Genomic DNA, 16,773 nt, shown 5'->3' on the forward strand with positions numbered 1-16,773 from the left:
ATGAGCGAAACTTTGACTCAGGCTGTAGCCCGTGAAATCCGTGCGCCGCGCGGTAATGAATTGCACTGCGCCAACTGGTTGATTGAAGCGGCTTACCGCATGATCCAGAACAACCTCGATCCTGACGTGGCAGAGCGCCCGGAAGATCTGGTGGTGTACGGCGGCATCGGTAAAGCCGCGCGTAACTGGGAGTGCTTTGAGCAGATCCTGCGTTCGCTGCGCGCCCTGCAGCCGGAAGAGACGCTGCTCATCCAGTCCGGTAAACCGGTGGGCGTGTTCCGTACGCATGCCGATGCGCCGCGCGTGCTGCTGGCTAACTCGAATCTGGTGCCGCATTGGGCCAACTGGGATCACTTCCACGAGCTGGATCAAAAAGGCCTGATGATGTACGGCCAGATGACCGCCGGTTCGTGGATCTACATCGGTGCGCAGGGCATCGTGCAAGGTACCTTCGAAACCTTCGCTGAAGCGGGTCGTCAGCATTACGACAGCGATCTCAGCGGCCGCTGGATCCTCACCGCCGGTTTGGGCGGCATGGGCGGCGCACAACCGCTGGCGGGTGTGTTGGCCGGTGCCAGCGTACTGGCGATTGAGTGCCAGGAATCTCGTATCGATTTCCGTATCCGTACTCGCTACGTCGACCACAAAGCCTATACGCTGGACGAAGCACTGGCGCTGATTGATCAGGCCAACAAAGAGAAGCGTGCCATTTCTGTTGGTCTGCTGGGCAACGCCGCTGAAATCGTGCCGGAGCTGGTGAAACGTGCCAAAGCGGGCGGCATGAAGCCGGACATCGTCACCGATCAGACCTCAGCACATGATCCGATTAACGGTTATCTGCCGGTCGGCTGGGATCTGGCGCGCTGGGAAGCCGAGCGTGTCAGCAACCCGAAAGCGGTGGAGAAAGCCGCGCGCGCCTCAATGGCGGTACATGTGCAGGCGATGCTGGATTTCCATCACATGGGCGTGCCGACCGTGGATTACGGCAATAACATCCGTCAGGTGGCGCTGGATGAGGGCGTGAAAAATGCCTTCGATTTCCCGGGTTTTGTGCCGGCCTATATTCGTCCGCTGTTCTGCGAAGGCAAAGGTCCGTTCCGCTGGGTGGCGCTGTCAGGTGATGCGGAAGATATCTACAAAACCGATGCCAAGCTGAAAGAGCTGTTCCCGGATCACCAGAATCTGCATCGCTGGCTCGACATGGCGCAGGAGCGTATCGCCTTCCAGGGCTTACCGGCGCGTATCTGCTGGCTGGGTCTCGGCGAGCGCCACAAAGCGGCTCTGGCATTCAACGAAATGGTGCGTAACGGCGAGCTGAAAGCGCCGATCGTCATCGGTCGCGATCATCTGGATTGTGGTTCCGTGGCGTCACCGAACCGTGAAACCGAAGCGATGAAAGACGGCTCGGATGCGGTTTCCGATTGGCCGCTGCTGAATGCCCTGCTGAACACCGCAGGTGGCGCAACCTGGGTGAGTCTGCATCATGGCGGCGGCGTCGGCATGGGCTTCTCGCAGCACTCCGGCGTGGTGATTGTCTGTGACGGCAGCAAAGAAGCCGATGCGCGTCTGGGTCGCGTGCTGTGGAACGATCCGGCCACCGGCGTAATGCGTCACGCGGATGCGGGTTACGAATTAGCGCAAAGCTGCGCGCAGGAGCACGGTCTCAACCTGCCGATGCAGAAATAAACCAGGTGCGCGAAAACCGCGCACTATCGTTGTAGGGTCGCCATTCATGGCGACCTGTTTTTATTTAAATCTGCATATTCCATTCCGCTATACCCTATAGCCAAATTATTCCGTTCCGCGATAGACGCCGCCATACGCTTGCCACTACAGTAAATACATTATTTTGCAGCTCACGCTGCTAATGGAGAGCCTTACCTTATGAGCCTGCCTGCTGCACTGCTGGAAAACGCCCTCAACTGGCGTCGTCAGTTACACCAACATCCTGAGCTGGGTTACCAGGAGCAGCAGACCAGCGAGCTCGTCGCACAGGTCCTCACCGAGGCCGGATTACAGGTGTTTCGTGGCTTAGCGGGCACCGGCGTAATCGGCACCTTAGAGAACGGTCCCGGACCGGTTATTGGTCTGCGCGCCGATATGGATGCGCTGCCGATCACCGAAAAAGGCGCGCCGCAGTGGAAGTCGCAAACATCCGGCGTTATGCATGCCTGCGGTCACGATGGTCACACTTCGATTCTGCTGGCGGCGGCTTGTCAGCTGGCGATTACGCGCAACTTCAGCGGTACTATTCATTTCATCTTCCAGCCCGCCGAAGAGAATCTCGGTGGCGCGCGCAAAATGGTGGAAGAAGGCCTGTTCCAGCGCTTCCCGATGGATGCGGTTTACGCCATGCACAACTGGCCGGGCATGCCGGTGGGCACGCTGGCGGTGAATCCGGATGCGATGATGGCGTCACTCGACTCGTTCGAAATTACGCTGCACGGTAAAAGCTGCCATGCGGCGATGCCGGAAAGCGGGGCCGATCCCATGGTAGTTGCTGCCGAGCTGATTCTGGCGCTGCAAACCATTCCGTCGCGTCGTCTGTCGCCACTGGCTTCGGCGGTGGTGAGCGTGACGCAAATTCACGGCGGTGAAGCGATTAACGTTATTCCTGAGCAGATTGTGTTGCGCGGCACGGTGCGATGTTTGCAGACCGACGTGCGTAATCGCGTGCGCGGTCTGATTGAGGATTTTGTCACGACGTTGCCGCGCCCGTTTGGCGTCAGCGGCGAGATTCACTGGTATCCCGGTTATCCGGTCACCGCCAACCATGCGGAGCAAGCCGAACAGGTGCGTGCGGTCGCGGTTGATCTGCTCGGCGAGGCGCAGGTGCATTGGCAGGTGAACCCTTCAATGGCTTCGGAAGATTTTGCCTGCATGATGCAAGCCTGCCCCGGCGCCTATTTCTGGCTGGGTGCCGATGGCGCGACGCCATCCGCGCCGTTGCATAACGCCAATTACGATTTTAATGATGAGCTGCTGACGATCGGTATTACCTTCTGGCAGCAGTTGGTGGAGAGCGTGCTGGCGAAAGCGTGATGGCGCGTGATGGCGCGTGATGGCGGTCGCCATGAATGGCGACCCTACAAAACCCGTGAGATGCGTGTTAGTGCGCACCGGGCAGATCTCAGATTCCCGCCTGCTGTAACTTCACTTCTGCATCCGCCAGGTTAACGGATTCTCCGGTCGCAACCAAACAACACGCCAGCTGCAAACGCAGCGCCTGCGGCACCGCGCGTTCACCGGCTAACACCTGATTGATCCACGCGGCAGTGTCCTGCGCGCTTTTGCTTTCCGGTAGCTCCACACTCACTTCCGGCTGGCGTTCAACCCACACTTCCGCTTCTGCACCCGCGCCGCGAATGTAGTTAATCGCCGGGCAGCGCTGCGGATTGGCATACACCTCGCCTTCGGTGCCGTTGAGCAGAATCGCCGGTGCATCGATATCCTGGAAGAATTTCCCCACGCGCGGCACATATTCCGGATGCGAGACGCTGGCCAGGCGCAGCGCGGCGCGTTCGGCAAACGGCGTCGCCAGTTTCGCCAGCGTATGCGCGCTGTTACGTACGCCCATGCGCCAGCGCAGCGACAGCTGTTGCGCCATCGGCGCACACAGATGGTCGATGGTGATAAACGCCAGCTCGCCGTTATCCAGTTTCGCCTGCGCCTGTGCGGCGGAAGTCACAGGCGCGATGTCCAGCGCCGCCAGCACCGCTTCGGTGGTGATGCGCGTGGGATCGTCGCTAACGCCGTGCAGCAGCACCGGGAAGCCCAGCTTCACCAGCAGCAGCGCCAGCAGCGGCGTCAGATTGCCCTGACGACGCGCGCCGTTGTAGCTGGGAATGACAATCGGCATCGGACGGTTAGCGGGTGCCTGCAACTGCATCATCTGCTGCTGCATCGCGTGATAAAAACCGCGCATCTCCTCTTCGCCTTCGCCCTTGATGCGCAGCGCAATCAGCACGCCACCGAGCTCCAGCTCCGGCACGTCACCGGCCAGCATCGCGCTGTAGAGCGCCTGCGCGGTGGCGAAATCGATATCGCGCGCGTGATTTTTACCGCGCCCAATCTCTTTAATAATTTTATTCAGTTCCATCAGGCATTCCCGCTTCCAGGGCGCGCCGCCGTGCGGCTGCCAAAATTGATCGTTAGATTTTCTTACTGCGACGTTTTTTCGTCTTGTCACTGCTGGCTTCCGGCATCGGCGGTTGCTCAATCGGGAACACCGGTAGCGCGGCCAGCAGTCGGCTGCCATAGGCTTTGTTGAGCAGGCGGCGATCGTAAATCACGATTTCGCCAAAGCAGCTGTGGCTGCGAATCAAACGTCCTACCTGCTGAATCAAGGTAAAGGAGGCGCTCGGCAAGCTCTGCACTTCGAACGGATAGCGTTTCAGGCTCTTCAGCCATTCGCCCTCGGTCAAAATTACCGGACTGTCCACCGGTGGAAAAGCGATTTTATGGATATGCACCTGCGACAGCAGATCGCCTTTCAAATCCAGCCCTTCGGCGAACGATTGCAGCCCGACCAGAATACTGACTTTACCGGCTTCGACGCGTTCCCGATGCAGCGCCACCAGGCGCGAACGCGGCTGATCGCCCTGCACCAGCATCGACAGGCGCAGATCCGGAATATGTGCGACAAACTGCTGCATCGCGCGGCCGCTGGCGAACAGCACCAGCACCCCTTTGTGCTTCTCTTCGGCGATCTGCTGGCGGAAGAAGCGCGCCATCTCGGCGATGTGCTCCGCTTCCTGCGCCATCTGCGGCTCAAACTGCATCTGCGGAATCACCAGCTTGCCCTGGTCGATATGGTTAAACGGTGAATCCAGTGCCACAAAGCGGTCGCCGGCTTTCTCACTCAGGCCGGACATTTCCTGCAAACGGTTGAAGCTGTTGAGCGAGCGCAAAGTGGCCGAGGTCACCACCACATGCGGGATTTTGCGCCACAGGATTTTTTCCAGCTGATCGCTCACGCGTATGCCCGCGCAGTGGAACAGCAGATGCGCCTGGCCTTCACGGATCTCACGCGTAATCCACTTCGACACCGGCGCATTGGAAGCTTTCTCCATCGCCGCCAGCCGCCACAATTTGCTAATCGACTCGAACCAGCCGAAGTGGCGATTGAGCTGAATGATAGCTTTATGCAGCCGCATGATATCGGCTTTCCCGGTTTGCTCGCCCAACTCGTTGAGCAGGCCTTCGCTTAAGCCGCGCAGCGCGTCACTCAGCTTGAACAGCCGCGCGCACAGGCTCAGCAGCTCTTCCGGCAATTCACCCAGTACAAAGCGGAACTCGCCCGGCTGATTATGGCCCGGCAGCAGCGGGTTGAGGGCATCACAAAGAATCTGCAGCAGCTCACGCATTTCGTCGCAGTGACCTTTCAGGCGCTCCGGATTGGAGAGCGGCGGCGGCGATTTTGGGCGGAACTGCGCCATGATGGTTTCCACCAGCCGCACAAACAGATCGAGCTGCAAACTGCTCCAGCCGGGCGTGATCTCCGCGCTCATCTCCAGCGCATCGCGCGCCACTTCCGGCAGATGATGGCCTTCGTCCAGCACCAGCATCAGGTTTTTCGCCGGTGGCAGCACCGATTCATTCTCCATCGCCGCCATCACCAACGCATGGTTGGCGACCACCACATCCGCCTGCTCAATTTCGCGACGCGCGACAAAGAACGGGCATTCGCGATACCAGCGGCAGTGATGGCCGAGGCAGTTGGCTTTGTCGGTGGAGAGGCGTTGCCACAAGCTGTCCTCAATGTTGACATCGGTGTGATCGCGCAAGCCATCCCAGCGGTAGCTACTGAGCTGCTTCTCCAGCTTGGCGCAGAATTTCTGCTCCTCTTTCGAGCCGGTGACCGCCTCTTCATCCAGATAGAGCAGCAAATCGCCCTGCTGATCTTCGGTCGCCGCCAGCGCCGCAAGGTTGCGCGGACAAACATAGCGTCCACGGCCAAAGGCGGCGGTAAAGGTGAGATCGGGGATGATTTTCTTCAGCAGCGGCAGATCCTTGCTGAAGATCTGGTCCTGCAACGCCACGTTGGCGGTGCTGATCACCAGCCGCTTCTCCTCGGCGCGGCTCACCGCAATTCCGGGAATCAAATAAGAGAGAGTTTTGCCGACGCCGGTGGGCGCTTCAATCGCCAGATGACGACCTTCGTCACCGGCCAGACTTTTCGCCACTTCGGCAATCATCTGGCGCTGCGGCGCGCGCGGGATAAAGTCAGGAACCTGCTGCTGCAGCGCCTTATACCATTGCGCAATCTGGCTTTTTATCGCTGCTGTCAGGGCCATTTTCGTTACTGTTTGCTGAATTGGCCTGTATTTTTACACAGTATTGGCGCAGCGTCAGCTTTCGCTGCTATTTTTTCGCGCTGGATTCAGAATTTCACGCATCGCGCGGATTAAGGTTTCACGCGCGCGCCCACGGCGGAACGCAAAAGAGAAAGGCGCGCGGAAGTGGAAATGGTGCGGCAGCAGGCGACGCAACGTGCCCTGCAGTTCCCCGCTGCGCGCGTAGTGTTCGGGCAAATAGCCAATGAAGCGGCCAGAGAGAATCAGCGTCAGCTGCGCTTCGATGCTCTCCACTGAAGCGTTGCTCTGGCGGAAGCCGCGCTTGTTCAGCTCCTGCTGATTCCAGTAACGCCGCGTCACCATGCCGGTTTGCTGCACGGTGCGCACATCCGGATGGCCCTCAGCCAGCGGATGTTGCGGGCTGCAATAGAGCCAATGCTGCTCTTCGTAAAGCGGAATGGTCACCAGATTGCTGGCGCGCAGCGGAAAGTGCCCAATCGCCAAATCGAGCCGATCCTCCAGCAACTGCTGCTGCAACTCATTGGGATCTCGCACGCTCAGATTAAAGAACACCGCCGGAAAGCGCTGATTAAAGCGGGCAATGGCAGCGGGCAGATCCAGCGTGCTATCGGTGACGGTGGCGTCCACCACGCCAAGCGAGAAAGTGCCGCCCTGCGCGCTTTTCAGCGTCTCTACCTGCTCCTGCCAACCCGCCAGCGTCGCCAGCATCTCCTGACTGTAGCGATAAAACTGCTCGCCTTTGCTGGTCAGGGTAAAGCCGCCGCGCCCGCGCTGACAGAGGATAAAACCGAGCTGGCTCTCGAGCTCGCTCATGTAGGCGCTGATGGCCGGCGTGGTCATGTTCAGCGCCTGCTGCGCGCGCGAATAGCCCTGATTTTCTACCACGCTGGCGAACACCTGCAGCAGTTTAAGATTGGGAAGCGTCTGCACCGATTTTCCTTCAGAGATTGCTGACTAAAGTTAAGTAATCTCTGAAGTGATTATCGGCTGTCAAGGATTTTTCCGGCGCACGGGCTGGGTAATGATGGGTTTCACCTGACTGAAGGAGTGCGTGATGACCGATTTCCCCCAGCCGCAAGGCGGCAACGAAATGCCCCGTTTCGCCGGACGCGGCACCATGATGCGTTTACCCGCCGCTGAATCACCAGCCGATTTGGATGTGGCGTTCGTCGGCATTCCGCTGGATATCGGCACCTCGCAGCGCAGCGGTACGCGCTATGGCCCACGCGCCATCCGCGCCGATTCAGTCATGATCCGACCCTACAACATGGCCACCGGCGCCGCGCCCTTTGATTCGCTGCGCGTCGGCGATCTCGGTGATGTGCCGATCAACACTTACAGCCTGCTGAAATCAGTCGATATCATTGAAAACTATTATACCGAGCTGAATAACTGGCCGATTATCCCGTTAACGCTGGGCGGCGATCACACGCTGACGCTGCCGATTTTGCGCGCGCTGGCGAAGAAGCATGGGCCGATGGGGCTGATTCACATTGATGCCCACACCGACACCAACGACGAGATGTTTGGCGAGAAGATCGCGCATGGCACCACGTTCCGCCGCGCGGTGGAAGAGGGCCTGCTCGACTGCCAGCGCGTGGTGCAAATCGGGCAACGTGCGCAAGGTTACGCCGCCGATGATTTTCAGTGGGGCATCGATCAGGGCTTCCATCTGGTGCCCGCCGAGCAGTGCTGGTATCGCTCCATGACGCCGCTGATGGCCGAGGTGCGCGCGCGTATCGGCGATGGCCCGGTGTATCTCTCTTACGACATCGACAGTTTCGATCCCGCGTGGGCACCCGGCACCGGCACGCCGGAAGTGGGCGGTTTAACCTCGATGCAAGGGCTGGAGATCGTGCGCGGCTGCCGTGGACTCAATCTGGTGGGCGGCGATCTGGTGGAAGTCTCGCCGCCGTACGACATCAGCGGTATGACCTCGCAGCTGGCGGCCAATATCCTTTATGAGATGCTGTGCGTGTTGCCCGGCGTCCGTTACACAGAGAACAAGTGATGACACAACAGAATCTGGTTTTCCCGGCGCGCGTGCTGCGCGGTGCGGGCGTGATCAACCAATTAGGCGCGATCTGCGCCGGACTGGGCCAGCGTGCGCTGCTGATTGGCGGCCATCAGGCGTTGCAGGCGGTAGAAGCGCAGGTTCGCGCGCAGCTGTTGGCGGCCAACGTCACGCTTCTGGCGCAGGAGTGGTTTGGCGGCGAAACCTCGATTAATCAGATCAATCGTCTGGCGGCGGTGGCCAGCGAGCTGCGCGCCGAGGTGCTGATTGGCGTGGGCGGCGGTAAATCGCTGGATACGGTGAAAGCGGTTGGCGCACAGCTCGGCTTGCCGGTAGTAACGCTGCCAACCATCGCCGCCACCTGTTCCGCGGTGACGCCGCTGAGTATTCGCTATGACGATAACGGCAATTTCTTCGACATCTTCCCGCTGCCGCAGGCACCGGCGGCAGTGATTATCGACAGCGAGTTGCTGGCTAAAGCGCCCGCCCGCTGGCTGGCCGCCGGGCTGGGCGATACGCTGGCGAAGTGGTACGAGTTCCGCGCGGTCAGCGCACGCCATCCGGCACGCGACGGCAATGCGCTCTCGTCACTGGCGCACAGCCAGATTTGTTATGACGTGATCGCCGAACACGGCCCGGCGGCCTATGCCGCCGTGTTGCGTGGTGAGAGCAGCGCGTCGCTCGATCAGGTGCTGGATGCGATTTTCACCTGGGCGGGATTAACCTCGCTGATGAGCAACGGCGCACACGCGGCGGCTTCGCACGCGATTTATGAAGGCTTTACCTTCTGCGATAAAACCCGCGAGTTTGGGCACGGCTTGCTGGTCGGCTTTGGCAACCTCTGCTTGCTGGCGCTGGAGAACCGCACCGATGAGGAAGTGCTGGATGAGATGCGCCTGGCGCGCGATTGCGGCGTGCCGCTGACGCTAAGCGAGATTGCCTCGCTGGATGAGAGTGAGCTGGCGCTGATTGTGCGCGAATCGGTGCATGCGCCGGATATGGAGAACATGGCCGAAGCAGTGACCGAAGCGCGCTTGCTGGCGGCGATGGTGCGGGTTGAGGGGTTAGCAGGCAGGGTTTAGTTTGTGCTCGCTGTGGTTTGAATGTGCTCGCTGTGGTTTGGATGTGCTCGCTGTGGTTTGAATGTGCTCGCTGTGGTTTGAATGTGCACGCTGTGGTTTGAATGTGCACGCTGTGGTTTGAATGTGCTCGCTGTCCCCCATCCCGGCCTTCCCCCATAAATGGGGGAAGGAGACGCTGCCACATGCAGCTCCCAACTCACATATAGCAGCATCTTCCTCCCCCATTTATGGGGGAGGACCGAGGAGGGGGACAGCGTGCACCTACCAACGGGACAGCGAGCACCGACCAAAAAGGAAAAAATCACCCAATCCCCAACAACCCCACCACTTCCCGCACATCCGCCACTTCATCCAGCTCCAGACACACCGCCTCGAGCCGTTCGACCTGCTCCAGCGGCAATACGCGCGCGGCCAAACTGCGGTACTTCGCCAGCAAAGCATCCAGCGTGAGCGGATTGGTCGGTGCGCCTGACGGCACCGGCACACGCTGCTGCCACTGCGCGCCCTGCCCGGTTTCCAGCCGCACCCATGGCTCGTCGTCGCGGCTCTGCTGCTCATCGATCACCAGCTCAATACGTGCCAGCAACGCTTCCACATCGGGATGCAGGCGTTTGGCGTCGTCATAACTGGCCAGCTCCGCCGAGCTGTACAGTGAGCGCGCCGCCAGCGCATACGGCAGGCTCATCTGCGCCGCCGCCAGGCTGTGTAACTCGCGTCCGCCGCACATCTCCAGCAGGAACGGATTAACGCCTACCACGATGCGCGCAATCTGCTCTACCCGCACATCATGCTGTTGCAGCAGAATACCCAGCGCATCAATGGCCGCGTGGGTGCCACGGCACGAAGCGTAAGGTTTGATCGAGCAGCGCGCCAGCTTCCACACCTCGCCGAGATCGGCCGTCAAGGCCTGCGGCTGCTGGGTTTCCGCCGCTAAGGTTTGCAGGAAGCCGCCCCAGCGCGGTTCAAACACCGCTGAAGGGCCGCTGATACCGCGTTGTGCCAGCAGCGCGGCCTGTACGCCGCCTTCTGCTGCGCGCGCGGCATGAAGTTTTTTGGTGTGCGATCCGTCGTGAATAAAGCCCCACAAACCGCCGCTGAAGCTGGCGGCAATGCCCAGCGCAGACGCACACTGTGCACGGTCGAGCTGCAGCAGCGAACAGACCGCCGCCGCCGCACCAAACACCCCGCAGCTGGCGGTAGAGTGCCAGCCCGCGCCGTTGTGCGCCGAGTAACCGCCGCAGGCTTCTAACACGCGGCGGCCAACGTCATAGCCGATCACCATCGCCACCAGCAGCGCTTGCCCGTCCACCGGCTGTGTCGCCAGCGGCAAAGCCGCCAGCAGCGCCGGGATCACCACCGCACCGGAGTGATCGCAGCCGCCGGTATCGTCGAGTTCATACATGTGCGCCGCCACGCCGTTCAGCCACGCCGCCTGTCGCGGAATGGCCTGCTGCGCGCTGCCCCAAATCTGCGCCTGTTCGCGGCCACCTTCGGCCTGCACCAGCGCCAGACACTCGCGCCAGATCGGGCTGTCGCAGCCCGCCAGCGAAGCACCGAGCGTATCGAGCAGATGGCGTTTCGCCTGCTCCACCAGCGGTTCAGGCAGTTGTGCAAAACGCGTCCCGGCGATAAAGGCCGCCAGTTGATCAAGCGAGTTCGCCATGCGCACCTCCAGTGATGCGGGTAAACACCTCCGCCGGATGGCAGAAATCGTTATCCGGCTGCGTCTGCCAGTGCGCCGCCGCCTGCTCAGCGGTGGCGATCCACACATTGTGCTGTTGCAGCATCTCGAGCAGCGCCCGCAGCAGGCCAATACGTCCGGCGGTGCCGATGATTTCCGGATGCAGGCGCAGCAAGTAGCACAGGCCAAAGCGATGGAAGCCGTGGAAATCCTGCGTCATATTCGCCAGGGTTTCGCCATACGGCGCGATGCGCGATTGTCCCGGCGGAATAGCCGGGCTGAGGTTAAAGGCGAAGTACGGCTCATCTTCCAGCGTGTAGTGCATCGGCAATTCCACCAAACGCGTACCGGGATGGAAATACGGCATATCGTCGCCGCGCCAGCTCGATGACCATTGAATGCCGCGTGCGATCAACGCCTGCGCCAGTCCCGGTTTCCACTGCCCGGCGGGCGTGCGGAACCCCGTGATTTTGCGTCCGGTTATCTGCGCCAGCTTGTCGCAGCCGCGCGTCACGCTGGCGATCTGCTGCTCCAGCGTCAACAGCGAGAAATCTTCGTGGGTATCGCCGCTGCAGGCGATTTCATGGCCGCCGGTCACGATGCGCTGCACTAGTTCCGGCTGCTGTTCGGCGACAATCGCGGGCATACACCAGCTGGCTTTGAGCTGCTTTTCTGCCAGCAGCGCCAGCAAGCGATCGACGCCGCGCAGTGTGCCGTAGCGCCACACCGACAGCGTTTTATCGCGCCCCGCCACTGCCGGAGCCTGAGTGAGAATGCCGTGAATATCGTTGAAATCGATGGTGAGGATCGCCGCCGACTGGAAACCCAGCGGCCAGCGTGAAGGTTCAGTCATGCTGTTGCTCCTGCAAATACCACTGCGCCACCGCGTCGCAGCGCGCAAACCAAACGTCATCGCGCGCCGTCATATGTGCAAACAGCTGTTCCAGCAGCAGCAAGCGTCCCGGCTGGCCGGAGATTTTCGGGTGAAACAGCGTGGTGAGGCACAAGCCTTCATCCATCGCGCCATCGAACTCGCGCTGCCAGTTATCACGCGTGTGCGCATAGCTGGCGATGCGGTCGCCACCTTTGGGGAAGTCGGGCTGGCGCGTGTAGGCCAGCGAGGCGTAATCATCCATCTCCCACTTACCGGGGATCTCCACCAGCGGCGTATGGCCCGCCACCGGAATGCTGTAGGGGCGATCGTCGCCGCGCATGCTGCTGGAGTAGATCACGCCCGCGTCACGCAGGATTTGTGGCGTTTCCGCATGCCAGTCGCCCGACGGCGTACGAAAACCGCAGGCGGTGATGCCCAGATGTTGGTGAAAGACTTCAGCGGATTTCGCCATGACTGCGCGCTGTTCATCCGGTGAAATCGCCCAAAAGGATTCGTGGCGATAGCCGTGATAGGCCACTTCGTGGCCCTGTTCGATAATCGCCTGACACTGCTGCGGCCACTGCTCCACCACCCACGCCGGCACAAAGAAGGTGGCGGGAAGGTGGAAGGCGCGCAGCAGGTCAAGCAGACGCCCGAGCGCGCGGTACGGCCCGTAAGCCCCAAAGGTAAAATACTCTGGCGTTGACCACAGGCTGCCATTCAACATGGCATCGCCGGTGGGACCGTCGAGGTCAAACGCCAGCGCCATACAGCCGCGTTTACCCTGCGGCCAGCGCACTGCGCCCGGTTGTTGCATCTGCGCGCTCCTTAGCCCTGGTTGACGGTCGCCTTCGCCACGCCGTTGTCTGCCAGCCCCCATTTGCCGAGGATTTTCTGGTAAGAGCCATCAGCAATCATCGCGTCGATCGCCGCCTGAATCGCGGTGGTCAGCTCGCCCGCATCTTTACCAATCGCCATGCCGGTGTACTGGAAGGAGAAGGCTTTATCGAGCGCCTTATATTTGCCCTTTTCCAGATCCATGATGTACGGCAGCGTTTCACTGCCCTGCACCACGCCATCCAGACGGTTCTGACGCAGCTGGGTGCGCGCATCGGCGGTGCCTTCAGCACCTACCACAATGATCGCCGGCTTACCGGCCGCTTCACAGTGCGCTTTTGACCAGTTGGCAATCTCCTGCGGGAAGGTGGTGCGACGGCTGGTACCGACTTTCTTACCGCACAGATCCATCGCGCTGTTGATGTCGCTGCGCGCGGATTGGGTGTAGAACTGCGGGCCGGTTTTGAAGTAATCGATAAAGTTCACCACCTGCTGACGCTCTTTGGTGTCCGTCATGCCGGACATCACCAGATCGACGCGCTTAGTCACCACCGCATTCACCATCTGTTCGAAGGCGATCTCCTGCCAGTTGATCTTCACGCCGAGTTTTTCACCAATCGCCTGGCCGAGGTCGTAGTCCACGCCGGTCAGCTGGTTGGTCGCCGGATCTTTAAAATCCATTGGCGGATAGTTCGGCATGATCGCTACCGTCAGCCCTTTCTCTTTGATCGCCGCGGGTACGGCGATGTCTGCCCAGGCAGAGGATTGCAGCAATACGGCGGCACTGATGGCACTCAATAACAGCTTTTTCATATTCACCCCGGTAATGTTTAAAGAAGAATCGCGTTAATAAAGTTTTTCATCCGTGGATTTTGCGGGTTCAGCAGAATGTCTTCCGGTGCGCCCTGCTCGATAATCCGTCCCTCGTCCATAAACACCACCTGATTGGCCACCTCACGGGCAAAGCCCATTTCGTGCGTGACCACCAGCATGGTGGTGCCCTCTTTTGCCAGCTGACGCATCACCGCCAGCACTTCGCCCACCATCTCCGGATCCAGCGCCGAGGTGGGTTCGTCAAACAGCATCAGTTTGGGTTTCATCGCCAGCGCACGAGCAATCGCCACGCGCTGCTGCTGGCCGCCGGAGAGCGACTGCGGATAGTCGTGCGCTTTGTGCGCCAGACCCACGCGATCGAGCAGCGCCATCGCCTCTTCGCTGGCTTCGCGCCTTGGGCGCAGCAGCACGCGACACGGCCCTTCGATGATGTTCTCCAGCGCGGTTTTGTGGGGGAACAGGTTAAAGCGCTGGAACACCATGCCGGTTTGCAGGCGCTGACGCGCAATCTGTTTGTCGCTTAGCGCATGCAGTTTGTTACCGGCGATGCGATAGCCCGCCAGCTCGTTGTCGACCCAAATTCCGCCTTTATCGACCTTCTCCAGCTGGTTAATGCAGCGCAAAAAGGTGCTTTTGCCGGAACCGGATGGGCCGAGGATGCACATCACCTCGCCGTAGTTCACTTCGAGGCTGACATCCTTCAGGGCGTGGAACTGGTCGAAATATTTGTTCACCTTGACGGCGCGCACGATGTTTCTCATGTTGGGCTCCTGTTTACTGACGCTGACGATGGCCGCGTGAGAAATAACGTTCCAGCCGGCTCTGTCCAAACGACAACACCGTGACCACAATCAGGTACCAAATGCCTGCCACGAACAGCAGTTCCATGACGCGCGCGTTGGCGAAGTAGATGGTTTGCGTGTTGTAGAGCAGCTCCGAGTACTGAATCATGCTGGCGAGGCTGGTGGTTTTGATCATGCTGATAAATTCGTTGCCGACCGGCGGCAGAATCACGCGCATCGCCTGCGGCAGAATGATGCGCTGCAGCGCCTGCAGACGCGGCATGCCGATGGCTTTCGCCGCTTCGTATTGCCCGGTATCCACCGACAGCAGGCCCGCGCGCACCACTTCCGAGGTGTACGCGCCCTGATTGATGCTCAAACCGAGCAGCGCGGCGAGGAACGGCGTCATGATGGTGACGGTTTGCACGCTGAACACGCCGGGAATGCTGATGGTGGGAAACACCAGCGCGAGGTTAAACCACAGCAGCAGCTGCAGAATCAGCGGCGTGCCGCGAAAAATCCACGCGTAGCCCACGGCGATGTAGTGCAGCACCGGATTCGGCGACATGTACATGATGGCGGTGATGACGCCAAACAGTACGCCGAGCCCCATCGCCAGCACCGACATGATCAGCGTGTTGACCACGCCGTTGAGAATCGCCTGGGCGGTAAAGAACTGGCCGACAAACGACCATTCGATATTGCCGTGCGCAAAGGCGTTTACCAGCAGCGCCAGCAGCAGCAGAATCACCGCCGACGCAGTGATGCGGCCGTAGTAACGGCGCGGCACCACTTGGTAACGATCGAGATCGTAATGCGTCTGCTCGCGGCTGTTGTTCAAACCCGGCTCAATCGGCGTTGATTGCGACATAAGTTCTCCTCAGGCGCGTGGGCCAGCGTAATCGTCGGTCCAGCGCTGCTGGTCCTGCATCAGGGTTTGCAGACGTGCCAGCTGCTCACGTACGCGTGCCGGTGCGGTACCGCCGTAGCCGCTACGAGCCGCCAGCGCGGCTTCCAGCGTCAGCGCACTGCGCACCTCCGGCGTTAAGCGGACATCCACCGCCTGCAGTTGCGCATCGCTGAGATCCGACAGACCGCAGTTTTCGCGCTCGCACAATTGCACCAGCTGGCCGGTGATCTCATGCGCTTCGCGGAACGGCACGCCGCGCATCGCCAGCCAGTCGGCCACTTCGGTCGCCAGCGTGAAGCCGTCCGGTGCCTGCTCGCGCATCACGTCGGTGTTGAATTTCAGCGTCGCCATCATGCCTGCCATCGCCGGTAGCACCAGCAGCAGCGTATCCACCGCATCAATCACGTTGCGTTTGTCGTCGCTGAGATCGCGGTTGTAAGAGAGCGGCATCGCTTTCATGGTGGTGAGCAGCGCCATCAGATTGCCGACCAGGCGGCCAGCGCGGCCGCGCGTCAGTTCGGCGATGTCCGGGTTTTTCTTCTGCGGCATGATGGAGCTGCCGGTAGCGTAGCTGTCATGCAGCTCGACCCAGCGGAACTGGCGCGATGCCCACATGCACACTTCTTCGCACAGGCGTGACAGGTTGATGCCGATCATGCTGGTGACAAACAGGAATTCAGCGGCATAGTCGCGGCTGGCAACGGCATCAATGGAGTTTTCGCACGGCGCGAGATAGGAAAGATCGGCGGCGGCTTGCTCCGGCTGGCGCGCAATGGCGGAACCGGCCATCGCCGCAGCACCGAGCGGACAGCGTGCGCTGCGGCGATCCCAATCCTGCATACGTTCAATATCGCGGGCAAAGGATTGCGCGTGAGCCAGCAGCTGGTGACCGAACACAATCGGCTGCGCCTGCTGCAGATGCGTGAAACCGGGCGCGACGCTTTCAGTGTGCTGCGCCGCCTGCTCGACCAGCGCCTGCTGCAGGGCCAGCAACGCGCTCACCACCTTGCGGCCGTTGTCGCGCAGGTAAAGACGCAGGTCGTTAACGGTTTGATCGTTACGCGAACGCCCGGCGCGCAGCTTGCCGCCCAGCGGACCTAAACGCTCGGTCAGCGCGCGTTCGATAAAGGTGTGCACATCTTCGTCGGCGGCAATCGGATGCAGCTGACCGGCGCGATAATCGGCGTCTAACGCGTCAATGGCCGCCAGCATGGTGCTGAGCTCTTCGGCGCTCAGCAACTCGCCGCGCGCCAGTTCACGGGCATGCGCCCGGCAGCCCGCCAGATCGTAAGGTGCCAATGCAAAGTAATAATCCGGGCTACGAGACAGCGCGGTTAAACTCGCCGCCGGTGCCGCTTTAAAACGCGCGCCCCATAACAGTTCGGCATTATCAGACATGCTATTTCCCCTTACAGATAATCATCAGCGATATGAAAAAGATA

Annotated in this window: 14 protein-coding genes; 4 read left to right on the forward strand and 10 right to left on the reverse strand. The window is 60.4% G+C overall.

Translation table 11 applies throughout. From position 1 onward, the window contains the following. Together hutU and K5Y30_RS05965 are read left to right on the forward strand one after the other, a co-directional pair. Entirely contained in the window at positions 1–1,686 is a 1,686-nt protein-coding gene (hutU, locus tag K5Y30_RS05960) for a urocanate hydratase (protein ID WP_110865798.1), read from the forward strand. Between the two features lie 198 nt (positions 1,687–1,884). After that, a complete protein-coding gene (locus K5Y30_RS05965; protein ID WP_222210687.1) occupies positions 1,885–3,042 on the forward strand; it encodes a M20 aminoacylase family protein in 1,158 nt (385 codons plus the stop codon). A gap of 88 nt (positions 3,043–3,130) precedes the next feature. On the opposite strand, the gene ybiB is transcribed toward K5Y30_RS05965, so the two are convergent. The 3 genes from ybiB to K5Y30_RS05980 are packed head-to-tail and all read right to left on the reverse strand — an operon-like array spanning position 3,131 to position 7,247. Then, on the reverse strand, positions 3,131–4,099 hold the full coding sequence (ybiB, locus tag K5Y30_RS05970) for a DNA-binding protein YbiB (RefSeq protein WP_222210688.1): 969 nt from the start codon (positions 4,097–4,099) through the stop codon (positions 3,131–3,133). Positions 4,100–4,151: 52 nt separating this feature from the next. Then, entirely contained in the window at positions 4,152–6,296 is a 2,145-nt protein-coding gene (dinG, locus tag K5Y30_RS05975) for an ATP-dependent DNA helicase DinG (RefSeq protein ID WP_222181690.1), read from the reverse strand. Between the two features lie 54 nt (positions 6,297–6,350). Then, the gene (locus tag K5Y30_RS05980) at positions 6,351–7,247 is read right to left on the reverse strand and encodes a LysR family transcriptional regulator (RefSeq protein WP_101763134.1); all 897 of its coding nucleotides are present in this window, start codon (positions 7,245–7,247) and stop codon (positions 6,351–6,353) included. A 124-nt stretch (positions 7,248–7,371) separates the two neighbouring features. Here K5Y30_RS05980 and speB point away from each other — a divergent pair, with 124 nt between their 5' ends. Together speB and K5Y30_RS05990 are read left to right on the forward strand one after the other, a co-directional pair. Beyond that, positions 7,372–8,328 (forward strand): agmatinase, encoded by a 957-nt coding sequence (gene speB, locus K5Y30_RS05985; protein ID WP_255606566.1) that lies wholly within the window; start codon positions 7,372–7,374, stop codon positions 8,326–8,328. Continuing rightward, entirely contained in the window at positions 8,328–9,413 is a 1,086-nt protein-coding gene (locus K5Y30_RS05990; protein ID WP_222210690.1) for an iron-containing alcohol dehydrogenase family protein, read from the forward strand. The genes speB and K5Y30_RS05990 overlap by 1 nt, the downstream gene beginning before the upstream one ends. Before the next feature lie 301 nt (positions 9,414–9,714). Here the strand turns inward: K5Y30_RS05990 and K5Y30_RS05995 are convergent, their stop codons facing one another. The 7 genes from K5Y30_RS05995 to argH are packed head-to-tail and all read right to left on the reverse strand — an operon-like array spanning position 9,715 to position 16,729. Next, the gene (locus K5Y30_RS05995; protein ID WP_222210691.1) at positions 9,715–11,076 is read right to left on the reverse strand and encodes an MmgE/PrpD family protein; all 1,362 of its coding nucleotides are present in this window, start codon (positions 11,074–11,076) and stop codon (positions 9,715–9,717) included. After that, positions 11,060–11,947 carry a polysaccharide deacetylase gene (locus tag K5Y30_RS06000; RefSeq protein WP_222210692.1) on the reverse strand — a complete coding sequence of 296 codons (888 nt, stop codon included), beginning with the start codon at positions 11,945–11,947 and terminating at the stop codon, positions 11,060–11,062. Before K5Y30_RS06000 ends, K5Y30_RS05995 begins: the two co-directional genes overlap by 17 nt. Next, complete coding sequence (locus K5Y30_RS06005; protein WP_101763139.1) at positions 11,940–12,785, reverse strand: polysaccharide deacetylase; 846 nt, start codon at positions 12,783–12,785, stop codon at positions 11,940–11,942. Before K5Y30_RS06005 ends, K5Y30_RS06000 begins: the two co-directional genes overlap by 8 nt. 11 nt (positions 12,786–12,796) lie before the next feature. Continuing rightward, on the reverse strand, positions 12,797–13,618 hold the full coding sequence (locus K5Y30_RS06010) for an ABC transporter substrate-binding protein (protein WP_222210693.1): 822 nt from the start codon (positions 13,616–13,618) through the stop codon (positions 12,797–12,799). A 17-nt stretch (positions 13,619–13,635) separates the two neighbouring features. Continuing rightward, a complete protein-coding gene (locus tag K5Y30_RS06015) occupies positions 13,636–14,400 on the reverse strand; it encodes an amino acid ABC transporter ATP-binding protein (protein ID WP_008102604.1) in 765 nt (254 codons plus the stop codon). A gap of 13 nt (positions 14,401–14,413) precedes the next feature. Then, positions 14,414–15,292 (reverse strand): amino acid ABC transporter permease, encoded by an 879-nt coding sequence (locus K5Y30_RS06020; RefSeq protein WP_101763141.1) that lies wholly within the window; start codon positions 15,290–15,292, stop codon positions 14,414–14,416. 9 nt (positions 15,293–15,301) lie between these two features. Continuing rightward, positions 15,302–16,729: an argininosuccinate lyase gene (gene argH, locus K5Y30_RS06025; RefSeq protein WP_101763142.1), complete on the reverse strand. Its 1,428-nt coding sequence runs from the start codon at positions 16,727–16,729 to the stop codon at positions 15,302–15,304. Between the last annotated feature and the right edge of the window lie 44 nt (positions 16,730–16,773).

Source organism: Pantoea sp. DY-5 (genome assembly GCF_019795955.1).
Lineage (GTDB): Bacteria > Pseudomonadota > Gammaproteobacteria > Enterobacterales > Enterobacteriaceae > Pantoea > Pantoea leporis.